Source organism: Sphingosinicella xenopeptidilytica, assembly GCF_042676985.1.
GTDB classification, from domain to species: domain Bacteria; phylum Pseudomonadota; class Alphaproteobacteria; order Sphingomonadales; family Sphingomonadaceae; genus Sphingosinicella; species Sphingosinicella xenopeptidilytica.
In genome coordinates this window covers 501178-520424 of the sequence record NZ_JBHTIK010000002.1, presented here as the reverse complement: position 1 = coordinate 520424, position 19247 = coordinate 501178, and the positions used below count along the sequence as shown (strand labels likewise).

The window sequence follows — 19247 nt, the reverse complement described above, 5'->3', positions numbered from 1 at the left end:
GATCTCCAGCCTTTGCGTGTTCCTCGGCTCCAGCCGGGGGGCGCGCACCGATTATGCGGAGGCCGCGCACGCGCTCGGCACGGCGATGGCCGCGCGCGGCATCCGCCTCGTTTACGGCGGCGCGTCGATCGGCCTGATGGGCGTGCTTGCCGATGCCGTGCTCGCGGCGGGCGGTGAAGCCGTCGGTATCATCCCGCAGGCGCTTGTCGACCACGAGGTCGCGCACCACAGCCTCACCGAGCTGGTCATCACCGACTCGATGCACGAGCGCAAGGCCGAGATGGCCGGCCGCGCCGATGCCTTCGCAGCGCTTCCCGGCGGCGTCGGCACGCTCGAGGAGCTGTTCGAGGTGTGGACATGGAGCCAGCTCGGCATCTTCGAGAAGCCCTGCGGCCTCCTCAACGTCGCTGGCTATTACGACCAGCTTGCCGGTTTCCTCGACCACATGGCCGCCGAGAAATTCGTGCGCCCGCAGCACCGGGGGATGCTCGCCGTCGCGGAAACGCCGGATGCTCTCATCGATGCGCTGGAGGCTTGGCAGCGCCCTGTCGTCGAGAAATGGATCGGCCTCGAACAGAGCTAGACGAGACCATTCGAGGCTGCTATCGGCCGCCGCGATGTCCATGACGATTAAAACGATTAGCACCAAGCCGACCCGCGCTCGCGGGGCGGTTCTGCGTGTGCTGACGGTTTAACCGGTCAAGCAAGCAGGACAGAGCCCCGCCGAGCGCGGGGCGGCCTGGAACCTTCCAAAGCCAAACTCCCCGCGCCTCCGCACATAACAGGAGACGCAGTTCACATGACCAGATCCCTTCCCGCCCGACCCAACGTCGGCATCGTCGGCGCCACCGGCCTCGTCGGCGGCATGATGCTCGAAATCCTTGCAGAGCGCGATTTCCCGCTCGGTACGCTCCGCCTGTTCGCGTCTGCGCGGTCGGCCGGAAAAGCGATGCCCTTCCGCGGCACCGACGTGGTGGTTGAAGACGCCGAAACCGCGGATTTCGCAGGCCTCGACATCGTCTTCTTCTCCGCAGGCGGATCGACCTCACGCGCACTCGCGCCAAAAGCAGCGGCCGCAGGCGCGGTCGTCATCGACAACAGCTCGGCATGGCGCAGCGATCCCGACGTGCCGCTCGTCGTCGCGGAGGTGAACCCCGAAGCGCTGCGCGACATCCCGAAGGGCATCGTCGCCAACCCCAATTGCACCACGATGGCCGCGATGCCCGTGCTGAAGCCGCTGCACGAAGCCGCGGGCCTGAAGCGCCTCATCGCCAGCACCTATCAGGCGGTCTCCGGCGGCGGCATGGCGGGCGTCGAGGAACTCCACGAACAGATCGTCGCGGGCGCGGCGGGCAGCGACGCGCTGGCGCGCGATGGCGGCGCCGTCGATCTGGGCCAGCCGCGCAAGTGGGCGGTGCCGATCGGCTTCAACGTCGTGCCGCTCAACTACGTGCTCGGCGAAGACGGCTACACCGAGGAAGAAACGAAGCTCCGCGACGAAAGCCGCAAGATCCTCGGCCTTCCGGACCTCACCGTCTCCGGTACCTGCGTACGCGTTCCCGTGTTCAGCGGCCACGCACTCTCATTGAACGCCGAGTTCGAACGGCCGATCGCTGTCGCCGACGCGCTGAAGCTGCTCGAAGCGGCGCCCGGCGTGGTCGTCACGGCGGTACCGAACCCGCTCGAAGCCACGGGCAAGGATCCTGTGTTCGTCGGCCGTGTGCGCAGCGACCCGACCGTTGCTCACGGCCTCGCCCTGTTCGTGGTCGGCGACAATCTCCGCAAGGGCGCGGCGCTCAACGCCGTGCAGGTCGCCGAAGTCCTCCTCGAACAGGCGCGCTGATCGCACTCAATCGATAAGGGCCGGAGCGGCGAGCTGCCTTGCATGGGCACGCACGTCCTCCGGCCAGTTTTCGGTGAGTTCGGCGAAGCGTGCGCCATCCGCTGCGAACAATGCCCGCGCTGCCTCCTCGAAGTTCTCCCGGTTGCCCGCCATCGCAGACATGAAACGATAGGCAGCTTCCGCCGCCGCCTTCGAGGCGCTGCGGCTGTCCCGCGCTGCATCCTCGACAAGGCGGCGCAACGTCGCCGATGCCCCGCCCCGCTGCGTTTTCAGCCAGTCCCAGTGACGCGGCAGCAGCGTCACCTCCTTCGCGACGACGCCGAGCTTAGGGCGACCGGGCGCGACGGGCGGCAATGCATAGCGCGCGGCGACCTCCGCTTCCGTGCCGCGCAGATCGAGGTCGATCTCGGTGCCGGTCCTGTCGTTGAAGATGAGCACATTGTTTGAACCGCCCCGTTTCAGGGCGAGCGCCACATCCGCAAGCGGCCCGGAGACGCACCTGCTGTCGCCCCGAAACGCCGTGAAATTTTCCTGTTCCATGCGCAGCGATTTACCCGGGTAAAAATATTTCGTCAATATTACCCGGGTAAATTCTTCGCACTGCCTGCGCGCCACTGCAGCGCGACCTCGCAAACCACCAGCGGCACGACCCAGTTCACCCAGATCGCGGCCGAGATCGCCTCTTCGCCGAGCGCGGAAAAAACAGGGAAGCCGGGAAACTGCGTGACGATCCGGCATCCCACGAAGGTCCATGTCAGCACGTAGCTGCGGATCATCCACTGGCGATGGCTTTCGATGCGGCCATTCCGCGCCGCGCGCCAGCCCATGGCCGCGACAAGCAGCCAGACGGCGGCAAGCGTCCCCGTAGCGGCGCCGACACTCCGCGGCTCGTGATACGCGGCGATGGAGAGCGCGAGCGCCGTTCCAGCACCCAGCACGCCGCCAAGGAAATAGACCCGCCCGATGCGGCGGTGCCACCCGAAACCGCGGCGCGTCCAGCCAATGTAGATGTTCGCGGTACCGGCAAGGATCATCACGACCCCACCTGCGGCATGTGCGTAGACCAACGGAACATGCTGCGCGTGCTGAGCAAAGCGCGCACCATTCAGAAGCGGCAATGCAACCACCCACAGGATGATTGCGGATGTCAGCACCGCGAGCCCCATCAGGATGCCGGGCAGGCGTAGAACCGATGGCATGGCTTCCCCCCTTGTCGCGTGCAGTAGCTAGCATATTCCCCGGACGCACGACATGATCCGCGACATGCTTCCCCCAATTGTCACACAGTGGTTCGACGCGCGCGGCTGGCGGGTGCGGCGGCATCAGGCGGAGATGGTCGCGGCGGCCGAGGCTGGGCAGCACGCGCTGCTGGTGGCGGCCACGGGCGCGGGCAAGACGCTCGCGGGTTTCCTGCCGACGCTCGCCGATCTCGTGCAAAACCCCTCTGAAGGCCTGCATACGCTTTATGTCTCGCCGCTGAAGGCGCTCGCGGCGGACGTCGAACGCAACCTGCTGACGCCGATCGCGGAGATGGGCCTGCCGATCCGGGTCGAGACACGCACCGGCGACACCCCCTCAGACAAGAAGGCACGTCAGCGGGCCGCCCCGCCGCACATCCTGCTGACGACACCGGAATCGCTGTCGCTGCTGCTCTCCTACCCGGACAATGCGCGCATGTTCGCGGGCCTCAAGACCATCGTAATCGACGAGGTCCATGCCTTCGCCAGCGGCAAGCGCGGCGATCTGCTGGCGCTCGCGATGGCGCGGCTGCAGGCGATCGTGCCGGGACTACGTCGCGTGGCCCTTTCCGCGACCATCGGCGACCCGGAGGATTATCGTCGCTGGCTCGCGCCCGAAGAAAACGTGACGCTCGTCGCGGGCGAGCCAGGCGCGAAGGCCAAGATCGAAATTCTCACTCCGGAGGGCCGCGTCCCGTGGTCCGGCCATTCGGGGCGCTACGCCGCCGAACAAGTGTATCGCGAGATCGAGCGGCACAAGCTCACGCTCGTCTTCTGCAACACGCGCAGCCTCGCCGAGCTCGTGTTCAACGACCTCTGGGCGGTGAACGAGGCGACGCTGCCCATCGGCCTGCACCACGGATCGCTGTCGAAGGAGGCGCGGCAGAAGGTGGAGGGTGCGATGGCGGACGGGCGGCTGCGCGCGCTCGTCTGCACCGCGAGCCTCGATCTCGGCGTCGACTGGGGCGATGTCGATCTCGTCATCCAGATGGGCGCGCCCAAGGGCTCGTCGCGGCTTATCCAGCGCATCGGCCGCGCCAATCACCGGCTCGACGAGGCGAGCGAAGCGATCGTCGTGCCCGGCAACCGCTTCGAATATCTCGAAGCCCGCGCCGCGCTCGATGCCATCGACGCGGGCGAACTCGATACCGAGCCATGGCGCCCCGGCGCGCTCGACGTTCTTGCCCAGCACCTGATGGCGTGCGCCTGCGCCGAACCCTTCGATGCGGACACGATGTTCGACGAGGTCCGCCGCGCCGCGCCCTACGCAGCGCTCACCCGCGCAGAGTTCGACCGCGTGCTGCATTTCGTGGCGGACGGCGGCTACGCGCTGCGCGCCTACGACCGCTACAAACGCCTGACGCAGAACCCGGACGGGCGCTGGCGCGTCAGCCATCCCACTCTTGCAAAACAGCACCGGCTGAACGCTGGCATCATCGTCGAGGCGCCGATGCTCGATGTGCGTTTCGCCAACGGGCGCAGCCTTGGCCGCGTCGAGGAGTATTTCGCCTCCACCCTCTCTCCCGGCGACACGTTCCGCTTCGCAGGCCTCGCGCTGGAGGTGGATCGCATCGTCGACACCGATCTCATCGTCAGCGCGACGCGGCGCGCGGCGATGATCCCGAGCTACATGGGGGCGCGGCTGCCGCTATCCACGCACCTTGCCGACCGCGTGCGCGGCTTCCTCGCCGAACCGGAGGAATGGCGGCGCTTCCCGGCGGACGTCGCGGAATGGCTGGAGGTGCAGCAAATCCGTTCCGTGCTGCCGAAGCCCGGCGAGCTTCTGATCGAAACCTTCCCACACGACGGCCTGCACCACATGATCGCTTACAGCTTCGAGGGCTGGAACGCGCACCAGTCGCTGGGAATGCTGCTCACCCGCCGCATGGAGACGCTCGGCCTGCAACCTACGGGTTTCGTGGCGAATGACTACGCGCTCGGCGTCTACGGCCTGAAGGAAGTCAAAGACCCCGCCCCGCTGTTCTCGCCCGATATCCTCGAAGACGAGCTTGCCGAATGGGTGCAGACCTCGCACCTGCTGAAGCGCGCTTTCCGCGAGGTCGCGGTGATCGGCGGCCTCATCGAGCGCCAGCATCCGGGCAGGCGCAAGAGCGGTCGTCAGGTCACGTTCTCCACCGATCTCATCTACGACGTGCTCCGCAAATATGAGCCCGACCACATGCTGCTGCGTGCCGCGTGGGAGGACGCGCGCCTGCGGCTGACGGACGTCGCGCGCCTCGCGAACCTGCTGGACCGCGCCGCCAGCAGCATCGTCCACAAGCGGCTCAGCCGCGTATCGCCGCTTGCTGTACCTGTGTTGGTGATGATCGGCCGCGAAAGCGTCGCGCAGGGTCTTGCCGACGAGGCGCTGCTCATCGAGGCGGAAGCCCTCGCCCAGGAGGCGATGCACGTCGACGAGCCTCGTTGTTGAACGCCCCGATATGGCGTAGAATCGCCGCCGGGGAGATCGCGTTATGAACGCCTGGGCAATCGCCGTTCTGCTTGTCGCCGGAACCACAGAACCGGTCTCGCCGCCGCCTGCCGCGAACGAAGCCGTCGATTTCGGCGCCGACAAGTCACAGCGCATGACCGTGCCGGTCAGCATCGACGGGCAAGGGCCGTTCAATTTCGTCGTGGATACAGGCGCCGAACGCACCGTGCTCTCCGAAGAGCTGGCAAACACGCTCGGCCTCGGGCGCACAGGCACTGCCGAGGTGCACAGCATCAGCGGTGCCCAGCGCTTCCAGACCGTGACAGTGCCATCGCTCTCGGTGACGAGCACGCCCGTTCGCAATGTGCAGGCACCGCTCCTCAAGCGCGGCAATCTCGGCGCAGAGGGGCTGCTCGGCATCGACAGCCTGCAATCGAAAGCGATCCTTATCGATTTCGCGCAGCAGAAGATCATGGTGACGCCCGCCTCGAAGGCGCCCGAGCTGAACGCCGACGAGGGCGATACCATCGTGATCCGCGCGCGCAGCCGCCTCGGCCGCCTGATCCTGGCCGACGCGGCCGTCGGAGAGCGCAAGATCGCGGTGGTGATCGATACGGGCGCCGAGCACAGCGTCGGCAACCTCGCCATGCGCAAAGCGGCGGTGAAGCGCGGCAAAGCGATGCTGCTGATCCCGACGACACTGCAGGACGTCGCGGGTGGCTCCGTTCCCGCAGAGATCGCCGTCGTGAACGACATGCGCCTCGGCAGCGTCACACTCACCGGTATGCCGATCGCCTTCGCCGACCTCCCCGTTTTCCGTCAGCTCGGGCTCGACAAGCGCCCGGCGATGCTGCTCGGCATGAATACGCTCCGCGCTTTCAATCAGGTGGCGGTGGACTTCGCGACGAAAAAGGTGCGCTTCGTGGTGCCGGGCGACAGCAGCCGCGAGGACGCCACGCAGCTTGCAAGCGCCGAATAGCGCCCCTTGATCCCGCCCGCGCGTCGGGGCATAGCCGGAGCCATGGTTCCCCTTTCGTTCGCAGGCCACGAGATGGTGCCGCTCGCCGCGGGCGCGCTCTGGTGGCCGGCGCGCCGCGCGCTTCTCGTTGCCGACCTGCACTTCGAAAAGGCGAGCTGGTTCGCACGTTTCGGCCAGATGCTGCCGCCCTACGACAGCCTGCAGACACTCTCCGACCTCGACGCGCTGATCACTGCCACCGGCGCACAGACGCTCTGGTGTCTCGGCGACAGCTTCCACGACGCGGACGGCCCCGGACGGCTCGGCGCCAAGGCGCTCGAACTGCTCACCACGCTTCAAAGCCGTGTCGACTGGGTCTGGATCACCGGCAACCACGATCTCAAAGCCGACGGCCTCGGGCATGTCCGTCCGGAGGTCGAGGTGGACGGCATCGTTCTGCGCCACGAGGCTGAAGTCGGATCCCCCCTCCCCGAGATCAGCGGGCATTTTCACCCGAAAATCCGCGTTCAGGGGCGCGGACGCATGGTGAGCCGCCGCTGCTTCGTGATGTCGGAGCGCAAGCTGATCCTGCCCGCCTTCGGCGCGCTCACGGGCGGGCTCGCCGCCGACCACCCCGCGATCCTGAACGCCGCCGGACGTCCCGCGACCGCGCTGGTGCCAACCAAAGACCGCCTGCTACGTTTCCCGCTCGCCGCTTGACGCTCTAGGCTGTCCGCGGTCCCCACAGGATGACGGCCGCGCCGACGAGGCAAAGCCCTACCCCGATCACATCCCATCGATCCGGCCGCACGCCCTCGGCAGCCCACAGCCAACCGAGCGCCGAAAGAATGTAGATGCCGCCGTAGGCCGCGTAGGCCCGGCCCGCCTGATCGGTTTCAGCGAGCGTCAACAACCACGCGAACAGGCAAAGCGACAGCACGCCCGGCACCAGCCAGAGCGGCGACTTGCCAAGACGCAGCCACGCCCAGAATGCGAAGCATCCCGCGATTTCGGCAACAGCAGCGCCGACATAGGCAGCGATGGTAAATCCCGGCATCCGCTAAAGCACTTCGGTCTTGTAGTGGTGCCACATGAAGACTGCCGCCGCGCCCCGGTGCGGCCGCCACAACTCGGCGATTTCCCGCGTCGCACGCTCGCTCGGCCGCTCTGCAAGCCCTTTGATACGCCCCACCTCGATCTGCACGGCGAGATCGCCCGCGGGCCAGATGTCGGGGCGTCCCTCGGCGAACAGCAGATAGATTTCCGCCGACCAGCGTCCGATGCCCTTCACGGCGCTGAGGAGTGCGATGGCCGCCTCATCATCGGCGGGCAGGTTCGCGAAGTCGATCTCACCGGAAGCGGAAAGACCGGCAAGGCTTTGCGCATAGCCGATTTTCTGCCGCGAGAGGCCCGCCCCGCGCAGCTCTTCTGCAGAGCGTGCAAGCAGCGCACGGGGGTCCGCGATGTCGCCGATCGCGACCGCAAGCTTGTTCCAGATGCTGTTCGCCGCGCCGACGCTCACCTGCTGGCCCACGATGGTCCTCAGCAGCGTTTCATAGCCCCGTCCGCGGATGCGTGGCTCCGGATACCCCGCCCGGCCGAGCGCCGCCGCAACATGTTCGTCGCGCGCCGCGATGACATCGATGCCTTCCCGCAAGGCTTCCGCACTCAGACCCATCCGCCGCTCATGCCTTTTGACAACGCCCGTCTTGCCGCTATTAGGCTCCCCGAATCCAAAGGTCGAGGGAACGGGGAACGAGATGCCGAAACTGATTGTCGTGTCGCGCGACGGGTCCGAAAAGACGGTGGAAGCCGAAAACGGCCTTTCCGTGATGGAAGCCATTCGCGACAACGGCTTCGACGAGCTTCTGGCGCTGTGCGGCGGTTGCTGTTCATGTGCGACCTGCCACGTGTTCGTCGACGACGCATGGACGGACACTGTGGGCGGGCCCGGCGAGGACGAGAACGATCTTCTCGATTCGTCTGACCACAAGCAGGCCAGTTCACGGCTTTCCTGCCAGATCGAGATGAGCGACGCGCTCGACGGCCTCAAGGTCATCATTGCACCAGAGGATTGAGGTTTTGGGGCCTGAGTTCCACGCTCGCGTTTTGCGGGCGATTGTTGCAGTCTTTGCGTGATGAAACTCGGTCCACTTCCCAAACAGGGCTTTTTCGCCGACAAGAACCACGCCTTCTGGATGCTCCAGATCGGCGGCTGGTCGGCCTATCTGGTGCTGCGCGCACTCGGCGGGCTCGCGAACTCGATGGGCATCGCCTACATCCTGCCGACGCTGATCGCCACGGCGACGGGCTTTTCCCTCACGCTGCTGATGTCTGCCGCTTACCGGCGGATTATCCGGATGCGTGCGGTGTTCGTGTGGAGCCTCACACTCACGCTCGTCGCGCTTGCCGCCGGCGTCTTTTCGGTGATCGAGGTGTGGGCGCACGCGCGCTTTTACAACTCGACGTTCGAGCCCGAAGGCATCCAGTTCTTCGGCGCGATCCTGCTCGACCTCTCCGTGCTCGCGGCGTGGACGGGGCTATACTACGGCATCAACTACTACCTGCTGCTCGATGAACAGTCGGAACGCGTGCTCATTCTTTCGGGTCAGGCGAGCGCAGCGCAGCTTGCGATGCTGCGCTACCAGCTCAATCCGCACTTTCTGTTCAACACGCTGAACAGCATCTCCACGCTCGTGCTGCTGAAGGAGACCGAGCGCGCCAACACGATGCTCTCGCGCCTGTCCTCGTTCCTGCGCTACAGCCTCGTCAGCGATCCGACCGAAACGGTGAGCCTCGCGCAGGAAATCGAGGCGCTGAAGCTTTATTTCGAGATCGAAAGGATGCGCTTCGAGGATCGGCTGCGCACGCGCTTCGATATCGAGGAGGCCGCGCTGCAGGGCCGCCTGCCCTCGCTCCTCCTTCAGCCGCTTGTCGAAAACGCCATCAAATATGCGGTGACCCCGCAGGAAGAAGGTGCGGAAATCGTCGTTGCAGCGCATGTTTCCGGGGATCGGCTGCTCATTTCGATCAGCGACGACGGCCCCGGTCTCACCGCAGAACGCTCGGCACTCATCCCGTCCGCCGGGGTCGGATTGAACAATATTCGCGATAGACTGTTTCAGACCTATGGCGACGACCAGCGGTTCGAAATGATATCAAACGTGCCGCAGGGGGTCGTCGCCAACATTGAAATCCCGTTCGAGCCAGCGAACGCCCGGCTCAAGGAGAATGCCTGATGATGATCCGGACCATATTGGTCGATGATGAGCCTTTGGCCATCAAGGGTCTTGAGATGCGGCTGGAAGCCTTCGATGACATCGAGATCATCGAACGCTGCGCCAATGGCCGCGAGGCCATCCGCGCGATCAAGACGCACAAGCCCGATGTCGTGTTTCTCGACATCCAGATGCCCGGTTTCGACGGTTTTTCCGTCGTGAACGGCCTCGCCGACATCGAGCCGCCGCTCGTTGTGTTCGTCACCGCCTACAACGAGTTCGCGCTCAAGGCCTTCGATGCCCACGCGGTCGATTACCTGATGAAGCCCGTGGACGAGGCGCGCCTTGCAGCGACGATGGAGCGCGTGCGTCAGCGGCTCGCGGAAAAGAACGCCGGGGCCGAGAAGGACCGGCTGCGCGAGCTTCTTGAAGAAGTCGCCCCCAACGCCGCCGCCGACATCAAGCCCGCGCCCGAGGCCCATGCGGCCTCCCGCTTCGAGCGGATGATCAACATCAAGGATCGCGGCCAGATCTTCCGCGTCGACGTGGAAAGCATCGAACGGATCGATGCTGCGGGCGACTACATGTGCATCTACACCGGCGACAACACGCTGATCCTGCGCGAAACGATGAAAGACCTCGAAAAGCGGCTCGACCCGCGCATTTTCAAGCGCGTGCACCGTTCGACGATCGTCAATCTCGATCAGGTGAAGCAGGTGAAGCCGCACACCAACGGCGAATGCTTCCTGAAGCTCGGCTCCGGCGCCGAAGTGAAGGTCAGCCGCAGCTACCGCGACGTGGTGGCACGGTTTTTGTAACACACGGCTGCTCGGGATGACGGACGTCCGTCATCCCGCCCCTTCCCAAATAGGGTTTCGCATGAAAGGCTCTCCGCGAACCGCGACCCATGTTCGCCTCTTGGAATCCGCCCGTGCGAGAACCGAGAACAATCCCGGAGCACGCGACCGATCACGGTGATCGCGCGCACGTGCGGCCGCGCGCGTGTGCCCCCGCGTACGCGATCGCGCGCGAGCATGTGTCAACTTCATCAACTTCGGCTGGAATTCGGGCGCGGAAGGGCCGGAATTCCGCGCGTTACCGCACACATATCCCTATTCGGCAAGACCGCCGGTCAGGCGTGGACCGCCGCACCGATGTAGTTGATGCGGCGGTCATCCGAGAGTTCGAAGCCGCGCGACGGGCGGAAGCCGATGCCGCGCGTTTCCGTAACCCTGAGTCCGGTGCTCTCCAGCGCAGTGGTCAGTTCCTCGGGCGTCAGGAACTTGTTCCAGTCGTGCGTGCCGCGCGGGATGAAGCGCAGCACCCATTCGGCGCCGACGATGAGCGTGCCGTAGGAGTGTGCCGTGCGGTTCGGCGTCGAGAAGACGAGGAGACCGGCTGGCTTCAACAGGCTGGCGATGCCCCGCAGAAAGACCGGCACGTCCGCGACATGCTCGACCACCTCCATGCAGGTGATGAGATCGAAGCGCCGGCCCGCCTCCACCAGCGCCTCCACGGAGGACTGGCGATAGTCGATTTCGAGGCCGGACTCGGCCGCGTGCGCCTTCGCCACGGCAATCGCCTCTGCCGCCGCGTCGATCGCCGTCACGCGCCCACCGAGCCGGGCGAGCGGTTCAGCAAGGATGCCGCCGCCGCAGCCGATGTCGAGCACGTCCAGCCCCGCAAGCCACGCCCGATCCCGCGAATCGCGTCCGAAGTGCGCCAGCGCCTGCTCACGCACGAACGCGAGGCGCACCGGGTTCACCTTGTGAAGCGGCGCGGATGATCCGTGCGCATCCCACCATTCATGGGCGATGCTGTCGAAAAGCCGGGCCTGCGCGGGGTCGATCGTGGTCGTGGTCATAAAACCACTCTCGCGCGCCGACGCCCGCGCCGCAAGATGCGACTAGCTGCAGGGATGCCTGAGGACGGCGCCTGCGCGTGTATCTTCGAGCTTGCCCTTGTCGAGCGCGACGCGGCCATTGACGATGACGGTCTCGATGCCCTTCGGATAATCGACCGGGTTGGTCCAGCCCGCCACGTCGTCGAGCGTCTCGTAATCGAAAACGACGACATCCGCGCGCATCCCCTGCCGGACGAGGCCGCGGTCGCTGAGACCCATGCGCTGCGCGGGCCAGCCGGTCATCTTGCGGACCGCGTCCTCCAGCGTCAGCACCTGTCGGCGCTTCACATATTCGGCGATCACGCGCGGAAACGTGCCGTAGGAGCGCGGGTGCGGCAAGCCGAGGTCGTCGATCTCGCCGGCCTTCATCGCCGCACCCGCATCGCTGCCGATGCTCGTCCACGGCTGACGCAGCGCCGTCTCGATGTCCTTCTCGTCGATCATGAAATAGAGCGCCATCGAACGGTTGGGATAGGCATTCAGCACGATGTCCCACGCCGCGTCGGCGGGATCGAGACCGAGCGCCTTGCCGATCTCGACGAAGTTCTTGCCGTGGAACTGCGCGTACTTCTCGCTGTGCGCATTGGCGAGAACGACACGCTCCCAGCCGCCCGAAGCCTCCACGAGGTTCGACCAGCCCTCCATCGAGCCTGCTGCGAGCTGCTCTTTCAGTTTCTTGCGGATCGCTGGGTCTTTCAGGCGTTCGAGGCCCTTCTCGACCCCGTCCGCCCACACCCAGTTCGGCACGGTGATTTCGACGCCGGTACCGCCCGCCGGATAGGGATAGAGGTCGGCCGCGACATCGACCCCGCGCGCCCGCGCCGCCTCGACGGCCGCCACCGCCTTCGCCATGCCCGTGCCCCACGCCGGCGCGTAGGCGTTTTTCAGGTGGTAGATTTCCACCTTCACGCCGCCCTTCTCGCCGATCTCGATGGCCTCCTCGATGGCAGGCACGAGCTTCGCGCTCTCGTCGCGCATGTGCGTGGCGTAGAAGCCATTGCACTGGCCCGCCACCTTGGCGAGTTCGATGAGGTCGGCCGTCGTCTGGAAGCTGCTCGGCGGATAGATGAGCGCGCTGGTCACGCCGAACACACCCGCCTTCATCGCCGCGGCGACTTCCTTTTTCATCGCCTCCATCTGCGCCTTCGTGGGCGCGCCGGCGACATCGCCCATCACCTTCTCGCGCGCCTGCGAGGTCGCGTAGTAACTGCCGAAGTTGACCCCAATGCCCTGCGTTTCCAGCTTCGAAAACCAGGCCGGAATCTCGGCCGCATCGACCGGCGTACCGCCCTCGCCCGAGATCACCGTGGTAACGCCCTGCCGCAGCTTGTTCTCCGCCGTGCCATTCACCGGCAGCACGCGCCCGGACTGGTCCATCATGTCGATGAAGCCCGGCGAAACGTATCGCCCGCGCGTGTCGATCTCACGCTTGCCCTTTGCCTTGATCGTACCGACCGCAGCGACACGGCCGTCCTTGATCGCCACATCGGCATTCACCCACGGGTTCCCTGCACCGTCGAGAACCCGGCCGCCGCGGATCACGATATCATAGTCCACCGCCGGCTGCGCCGAGGCCGCGCCCGACAGCAGCATCACCGCGAGCGCCGCACGTGCGGCCATGGCCGCCCCATTTCCCTCAACCATGTTCACCCTTCCCGTTCGGCGCCGACAATGTGGCGCACAAATCTCCTTATCAGGACAAAATGATCCCAATCAGAAATTTGTCAATTCCTGTGAGCGCATCATTCGCTCGCAATATTTTACGCCGGGTCCTTCGGCAGGGGGTTGAGTGCCGACTTCAGATCGGCATCGGTTGCCGAACAGATGGAGAGGATACGGCAGGGCCCCTCTCCCACCGCGACATAGGCGTGGCCCATGCTGCCATCGAAATAGACCGAGTCCCCTGTGGACATCAAAGAGGGAGCGTAGAGGTCGCAATGGAATTCGCACTGGCCTTCCAGAACCAGCGCATATTCCTCGCCGGGATGGCGCATCATGTCGCCGAACTCCGCGAGCGATCGCGCGCGGACATCTATGATCATCGGGTTGAGCGATTTGTTGAGCAGGTCCGCCGAGGGGTACACATAGTCGTAAGTCGCGGTGCGTATACGGGGGCCATCGCCCGCGCGGGTGATCGTCCGGCGCCCCGTGGTGAGCGAACGTCCGGCAGGGGCAGCCTTCGGAGCGGCGAACAAGCGCGTGATGTCGATGTCGAGACCGCGGCTCAGACGCATGAGCTTTTCGTAACTCAGCGAAATCTTGCCAGTTTCCACTTTGGACAAAGTCGAAATCGGCATACCCGTCCGCTTGCTGACCTCCGCAAGTGTCATGCCGCGCTCGGTACGGATGCCGCGCAAAACTTCACCCGGATCGATCTCCGCCAGCGAAGCTGCCGGTATCGGGCGCGTGGCGCGGTTTGCAGTCGACATCCTGTTCCTCTCCTGATGCCGCAAGCTAGCAGAGCCATGCCCGACTGTCATGGCGCTGAAACAGGGTCGGCCCCATCCGATTTTTCAAAAATTGACAAATTTGAAAATCGCCGACGTAGTGTCACATCCGATCACAGCTCCGCCGGTAAACGCTAAAAGGACTGCCCATGCGACGTGCTTCTCTCGTGGCCCTCATTTCCGCCGCACTGCTGGCATCCGGGCCGTTGGCAGCGCCGGTTCTGGCCGCGCCCGCCGCGGCGACCACGCAGAACCGTCTCTCGGATGCGTTCAAGCTGTTCGCCGAGCAGACCGACGGCACCGTCGGCGTCGCCCTGCAGGCGGTGGACGGCAAGGACATGGCGACGCTGAACGCCGGCACCACCTTCCCCATGGCGAGTACGTTCAAGATCGCCGTCGCCGGCAAGATCTTTGAGCGAATAGACAAGGGCGAAACCTCGCTCGACCAGATGGTGACAGTCGATCCGAAACTGCTCGTCGGCTCCTACGGTATGGCGATCCAGACCCCGCACCCCGGGATCGCGCTCTCCGTCCACAATCTCCTCGAATTCATGCTCACCCAGAGCGACAACACCTCGACGGACGTGCTCGTCCAGCTCGCGGGCGGGCCGGCGGCCGTCAACGCATGGCTGCGCGCGCAGGGCATCACGGGGCAGCGGGTCGACAACGATACCGCACACCTCCTCTACCGCGCGATCGGGATCGAAACCCCCGGCCCCGGCACATTCAAGGAAAACGTGGAGGCCGCCTTCAAGGCCAATCCGGCACTGCAAGACCGCGACGGCCCCCGTGCCCCGAACGCGCCGTTCAATGCCGACCCGCGTGACACATCCACCCCGGAAGCCATGGTACAGCTTCTGCTCCGCATCCATTCCGGAAAGGCGATGAGCGCGGCAAGCACGAAGACGTTGATCGGGATCATGGAGCGCTGCCGCACCGGCGGGAATCGCCTCAAGGGCCTGTTGCCGTCCGACACGGTCATCGCCCACAAGACCGGCACGCTGTCGTCTGTGGCGAACGATGTCGGCATCATCACGCTCCCGAACGGACGCCAGTTCGCGATCGCGGTGTTCGTGAAGGGCGATACCCGGGGCACAGCCACGCAGGACAAGGTGATCGCCGACATTGCCCGCGTCGCCTACGACCACTTCCTCACCGCCAACTAAGCGCGGCAACAGCAACATATCCAAGGGAGAAAAGAATGGCGACCAAGCTGCCGCCTGAGCCGCTCGATTGGCGGATCAAGGGCCTGCCTGCCGCATGGCACGGTGACGCGGCGGACCTTGCCGGCGCCGGGCTCTCGGTGCTGAACGAAGACCTCATGCTGCCGGCAGCGGTGCTGCGCCGCTCGGCGCTCCAGCACAACAGCCGCTGGATGCAGCGTTTCACCGCACTGACCGGCACGCAGATCGCTCCGCATGGCAAGACGACAATGAGCCCTGAACTCTTCGCCATGCAGATGGCGGACGGCGCGTGGGGAATCACCGCGGCGACCGCCGGCCATGTCCGCGCCTACCGCGCATTCGGCATCGGGCGAATCTTCATGGCGAACCAGCTCGTGGGGCGTGCGAACATCGCCTATGTCGCAGGTGAACTGCGCACCGATCCCGATTTCGATTTCTACTGTCTCGTCGACTCGATGCACGCGATCGACCTTCTGGAAGCCGGGCTGGCGGCGAGCCCGCCGGGCCGGCGGCTACAAGTGCTCATCGAGCTCGGCCTTTCCAGCGGCCGCACAGGTTTCCGCGACGATGCCGAGGCGGTTGCGGCAGCAGAGCGGATCGCAGCGTCCCCGTACGTGTGCCTTCGCGGCATCGAGGCGTTCGAAGGCGTCGTTCAGGGACTCGAACCCACCGAACGCGACGCGAAAGTCGATGCCCTGTTGCAGCGGATCGTCCGCCTTGGCGAACACTGCCACGATAGCGGTCTGTTCACGGGCGAGCCGATGCTCTCGGCGGGCGGCTCCTCGCTGTTCGATCGTGTCGCCGAAACATTCGGCGCCGCGCGGAAAGAACGACCGTTTTTCGTGCTGCTGCGCAGCGGCTGTTACCTCATCCACGACAGCCATTTCTACAAGCAGCTCATCGACCAGCTCGAGGCGCGCTCGCCGATCGCTGCAAGCCTGGGCGAAGGACTGCGCCCTGCGCTGGAAGTTTGGGCCTATGTTCATTCGCGGCCCGAACCGACACGGGTGATCGCGGGCCTCGGCAAGCGCGACATCGGGGAGGACGTCGCCCGCCCCACCGCGCTCGCATGGGCTCACCCCGGAGCCGATGCTGCGCCGCTGCCACTCAGCGAAGCACACCGTGTCGTCCGGCTCGACGACCAGCACGCCTATCTCGACGTTCCGGCGGAATCATCGCTGCAACCAGGCGATCTCATCGGCTTCGGCATCTCACACCCCTGCACGACCTTCGACAAATGGAAGCTGCTTTACATCGTCGACGATGCGCTGGTGGTGACGGGGTCGATACGGACCTATTTCTGAACCGCTCCGTTTGATCGGAGTCATGGAACGGGCGTGACGCCCGGTGCAAAAAACTTGTGCCGGACGCTTGCGTTGCAAAACTGCAACACCATATCGCGCTCGGTCCATGATTGCCCGCCAAGGGGGATGTAAACGGTATGAATATCGAGAAATTCAGCGACCGCGCCAAGGGATTCCTGCAGTCCGCGCAAACCGTCGCGATCCGCATGAGCCACCAGCGTGTGGCGCCAGAGCATCTGCTGAAGGCGTTGCTGGAAGACGATCAGGGCATGGCCTCGGGGCTCATCCAGAAAGCAGGCGGCGACGCGCGCGCAGCCGTGCGCGAGGTCGATCAGGCGCTGGCGAAGCACGCGCAGGTTTCCGGCGGCGGCGCGCAGGGCGTGCAGTGGGACAACGACACCGTGCGCGTGCTGACGCAGGCCGAGGAAATCGCGAAGAAGGCGGGCGACAGTTTCGTCACCGTCGAGCGGCTGCTGCTGGCGCTGACGCTGGCCAAGGAAACCGCCGCTGGCAAAGCGCTCGCCGCCGCGGGCGTCACGCCGCAGGGCCTGAACAGCGCTATCGAAGAATTGCGCCAGGGCCGTACCGCTGACACGGCGGGCGCCGAGGACCGCTATGACGCGCTGAAGAAGTTCGCGCGCGACCTGACCGAAGCGGCACGCGCGGGTAAACTCGACCCCGTAATCGGCCGGGACGAGGAAATCCGCCGTACGATCCAGGTGCTTGCGCGGCGAACAAAGAACAACCCGGTGTTGATCGGCGAGCCGGGCGTCGGCAAGACCGCGATCGCGGAGGGGCTGGCGCTACGCATTGCGAACGGCGACGTGCCGGACGGAATCAAGGATCGCACGGTGATGGCGCTCGACATGGGCGCGCTGATCGCGGGCGCGAAATATCGCGGCGAGTTCGAGGAACGTCTGAAGGGTGTGCTCGACGAGGTGAAGGCCGCCGAGGGCGACATCATCCTGTTCATCGACGAGATGCACACGCTGATCGGCGCGGGCAAGTCCGAGGGCGCGATGGACGCCTCCAACCTGCTGAAGCCCGCGCTCGCGCGCGGTGAACTGCACTGCATCGGCGCGACCACGCTCGACGAATATCGCAAGCATGTGGAGAAGGACCCTGCCCTGCAGCGGCGCTTCCAGCCCGTGTTCGTCGGCGAGCCGACCGTGGAGGATACGATCTCGATCCTGCGCGGGCTCAAGGAGAAGTACGAGCTTCACCACGGCGTGCGCATCACCGACGGCGCGCTGGTTTCCGCCGCGACGCTTTCGAACCGCTACATCACCGACCGCTTCCTGCCGGACAAGGCCATCGACCTGATGGACGAGGCCGCATCGCGCCTGCGCATGGAGGTGGAATCGAAGCCCGAGGAGATCGAAAATCTCGACCGGCGCATCATCCAGCTCAAGATCGAGCGCGAGGCACTGAAGAAGGAGACCGACACGGCCTCGAAGGACCGGCTCGCCAATCTGGAGCGCGATCTTGCCGATCTCGAAGAGCAATCGGCGGGGCTGACCACGCGCTGGCAGGCAGAGCGCGAGAAGATGCAGTCCGAGACGAAGCTGAAGGAACAGCTCGACGCGGCGCGCATCGAACTGGAGCAAGCGCAGCGTTCGGGCGATCTCGGGCGCGCGGGCGAGCTCTCCTACGGCGTCATTCCCGGTCTCGAAAAGCAGCTTGCCGAGGCCGAAGGGGCCAGCAAGGGCGCGATGGTGCGCGAAGAGGTGACGGCCGACGACATCGCCGCCGTCGTTTCGCGCTGGACGGGGATTCCGGTCGACCGGATGCTCGAAGGCGAGCGCGAGAAGCTGCTGCAGATGGAGGCGCTGATCGGCAAGCGCGTGATCGGGCAGGAAGACGCGGTGAAGGCCGTTTCCGCCGCCGTGCGCCGCGCGCGCGCAGGGCTTCAGGATCCGAACCGGCCACTCGGCAGCTTCCTGTTCCTCGGGCCGACCGGCGTCGGCAAGACCGAACTCACCAAAGCGCTCGCCGAGTTCCTGTTCGACGACGCGGGCGCGATGGTGCGCATCGACATGTCGGAATACATGGAGAAGCACTCGGTCGCGCGGCTGATCGGCGCGCCTCCCGGCTATGTCGGTTACGACGAGGGCGGCGTGCTGACCGAGGCGGTACGGCGCAGGCCCTATCAGGTCGTGCTGTTCGACGAGGTCGAGAAAGCGCACGCGGACGTGTTCAACGTGCTGCTGCAGGTGCTCGACGACGGACGGCTGACCGACAGCCAGGGCCGCACGGTGGACTTCACCAACACCATCATCATCCTCACCTCGAACCTCGGTTCGCAGTACCTCTCGTCACTGCGCGACGATCAGACCGTGCACGATGTCGAAGACGAAGTGATGGCAGTGGTGCGCGGACATTTCCGGCCCGAGTTCCTGAACCGGCTGGATGAGATCATCATGTTCCATCGGCTGGCGCAGGCGCACATGGGACCGATCGTCGATCTGCAACTGGCGCGCGTACAGACGCTGCTCGCCGACCGCAAGATCAGCATCGACCTCACCCCCGCCGCCCGCGACTGGCTCGGCCGCGTCGGCTACGATCCCGTCTACGGAGCAAGGCCGCTGAAACGCGCCGTACAGAAGTATCTGCAGGACCCCCTCGCCGACAAAATCCTCTCCGGTGAGATCGGCGACGGCACGGCCGTGAAGGTCGATGAAGGCGACGGGGCGCTGGCATTTCAGGTGTCGTGACATCGGG

The 19247-nt window shown here is 65.4% G+C and carries 18 protein-coding genes; 11 read left to right on the top strand and 7 right to left on the bottom strand.

Translation table 11 applies throughout. From position 1 onward, the window contains the following. Nucleotides 1-16: 16 nt before the first annotated feature. Both ACFQ00_RS05425 and ACFQ00_RS05420 read left to right on the top strand, forming a co-directional pair. The gene (locus tag ACFQ00_RS05425) at nucleotides 17-583 is read left to right on the top strand and encodes an LOG family protein (protein WP_381487307.1); all 567 of its coding nucleotides are present in this window, start codon (nucleotides 17-19) and stop codon (nucleotides 581-583) included. A 216-nt stretch (nucleotides 584-799) separates the two neighbouring features. Continuing rightward, nucleotides 800-1843, top strand: a complete 1044-nt coding sequence (locus tag ACFQ00_RS05420) for an aspartate-semialdehyde dehydrogenase (protein WP_381487304.1) — start codon at nucleotides 800-802, stop codon at nucleotides 1841-1843. Between the two features lie 6 nt (nucleotides 1844-1849). Here the strand turns inward: ACFQ00_RS05420 and ACFQ00_RS05415 are convergent, their stop codons facing one another. Beyond that, on the bottom strand, nucleotides 1850-2383 hold the full coding sequence (locus tag ACFQ00_RS05415; protein ID WP_381487301.1) for a DUF2239 family protein: 534 nt from the start codon (nucleotides 2381-2383) through the stop codon (nucleotides 1850-1852). A gap of 38 nt (nucleotides 2384-2421) precedes the next feature. After that, nucleotides 2422-3042 (bottom strand): DUF2306 domain-containing protein, encoded by a 621-nt coding sequence (locus ACFQ00_RS05410; RefSeq protein ID WP_381487298.1) that lies wholly within the window; start codon nucleotides 3040-3042, stop codon nucleotides 2422-2424. 52 nt (nucleotides 3043-3094) lie between these two features. On the opposite strand from ACFQ00_RS05410, the gene ACFQ00_RS05405 reads away from it, so the two are divergent. The 3 genes from ACFQ00_RS05405 to pdeM are packed head-to-tail and all read left to right on the top strand — an operon-like array spanning nucleotide 3095 to nucleotide 7190. Continuing rightward, nucleotides 3095-5512, top strand: coding sequence for a ligase-associated DNA damage response DEXH box helicase (locus ACFQ00_RS05405; protein WP_381487295.1), 2418 nt, complete (start codon nucleotides 3095-3097; stop codon nucleotides 5510-5512). Between the two features lie 43 nt (nucleotides 5513-5555). Further along, entirely contained in the window at nucleotides 5556-6491 is a 936-nt protein-coding gene (locus ACFQ00_RS05400) for a retropepsin-like aspartic protease (protein WP_381487292.1), read from the top strand. Nucleotides 6492-6533: 42 nt separating this feature from the next. Beyond that, the gene (gene pdeM, locus ACFQ00_RS05395; RefSeq protein WP_381487289.1) at nucleotides 6534-7190 is read left to right on the top strand and encodes a ligase-associated DNA damage response endonuclease PdeM; all 657 of its coding nucleotides are present in this window, start codon (nucleotides 6534-6536) and stop codon (nucleotides 7188-7190) included. A 4-nt stretch (nucleotides 7191-7194) separates the two neighbouring features. Here pdeM and ACFQ00_RS05390 read toward each other — a convergent pair whose 3' ends face one another. Next, nucleotides 7195-7527, bottom strand: coding sequence for a YnfA family protein (locus ACFQ00_RS05390; protein ID WP_381487286.1), 333 nt, complete (start codon nucleotides 7525-7527; stop codon nucleotides 7195-7197). Nucleotides 7528-7530: 3 nt separating this feature from the next. After that, complete coding sequence (locus ACFQ00_RS05385) at nucleotides 7531-8148, bottom strand: DNA-3-methyladenine glycosylase family protein (RefSeq protein ID WP_381487283.1); 618 nt, start codon at nucleotides 8146-8148, stop codon at nucleotides 7531-7533. An 82-nt stretch (nucleotides 8149-8230) separates the two neighbouring features. On the opposite strand from ACFQ00_RS05385, the gene ACFQ00_RS05380 reads away from it, so the two are divergent. The 3 genes from ACFQ00_RS05380 to ACFQ00_RS05370 are packed head-to-tail and all read left to right on the top strand — an operon-like array spanning nucleotide 8231 to nucleotide 10506. Beyond that, nucleotides 8231-8548: a 2Fe-2S iron-sulfur cluster-binding protein gene (locus tag ACFQ00_RS05380; protein ID WP_374594197.1), complete on the top strand. Its 318-nt coding sequence runs from the start codon at nucleotides 8231-8233 to the stop codon at nucleotides 8546-8548. Between the two features lie 60 nt (nucleotides 8549-8608). Beyond that, entirely contained in the window at nucleotides 8609-9709 is a 1101-nt protein-coding gene (locus ACFQ00_RS05375) for a sensor histidine kinase (RefSeq protein WP_381487871.1), read from the top strand. After that, a complete protein-coding gene (locus ACFQ00_RS05370) occupies nucleotides 9709-10506 on the top strand; it encodes a LytR/AlgR family response regulator transcription factor (RefSeq protein ID WP_381487279.1) in 798 nt (265 codons plus the stop codon). The genes ACFQ00_RS05375 and ACFQ00_RS05370 overlap by 1 nt, the downstream gene beginning before the upstream one ends. A 314-nt stretch (nucleotides 10507-10820) precedes the next feature. Here the strand turns inward: ACFQ00_RS05370 and ubiG are convergent, their stop codons facing one another. The 3 genes from ubiG to ACFQ00_RS05355 form a co-directional block, all read right to left on the bottom strand. Then, the gene (ubiG, locus tag ACFQ00_RS05365) at nucleotides 10821-11552 is read right to left on the bottom strand and encodes a bifunctional 2-polyprenyl-6-hydroxyphenol methylase/3-demethylubiquinol 3-O-methyltransferase UbiG (RefSeq protein WP_381487276.1); all 732 of its coding nucleotides are present in this window, start codon (nucleotides 11550-11552) and stop codon (nucleotides 10821-10823) included. Between the two features lie 42 nt (nucleotides 11553-11594). Further along, nucleotides 11595-13211 (bottom strand): N-acyl-D-amino-acid deacylase family protein, encoded by a 1617-nt coding sequence (locus tag ACFQ00_RS05360; protein ID WP_381487273.1) that lies wholly within the window; start codon nucleotides 13209-13211, stop codon nucleotides 11595-11597. A gap of 140 nt (nucleotides 13212-13351) precedes the next feature. Next, a complete protein-coding gene (locus ACFQ00_RS05355) occupies nucleotides 13352-14020 on the bottom strand; it encodes a helix-turn-helix domain-containing protein (RefSeq protein WP_381487270.1) in 669 nt (222 codons plus the stop codon). A 167-nt stretch (nucleotides 14021-14187) separates the two neighbouring features. Here ACFQ00_RS05355 and bla point away from each other — a divergent pair, with 167 nt between their 5' ends. The 3 genes from bla to clpB all read left to right on the top strand — a co-directional run bounded on the left by bla (nucleotide 14188) and on the right by clpB (nucleotide 19240). Further along, on the top strand, nucleotides 14188-15204 hold the full coding sequence (gene bla, locus ACFQ00_RS05350) for a class A beta-lactamase (RefSeq protein ID WP_381487267.1): 1017 nt from the start codon (nucleotides 14188-14190) through the stop codon (nucleotides 15202-15204). A 35-nt stretch (nucleotides 15205-15239) separates the two neighbouring features. Beyond that, a complete protein-coding gene (locus ACFQ00_RS05345; RefSeq protein WP_381487263.1) occupies nucleotides 15240-16526 on the top strand; it encodes an alanine racemase in 1287 nt (428 codons plus the stop codon). Between the two features lie 137 nt (nucleotides 16527-16663). Beyond that, a complete protein-coding gene (gene clpB / locus ACFQ00_RS05340; RefSeq protein WP_381487259.1) occupies nucleotides 16664-19240 on the top strand; it encodes an ATP-dependent chaperone ClpB in 2577 nt (858 codons plus the stop codon). Nucleotides 19241-19247 lie beyond the last annotated feature (7 nt).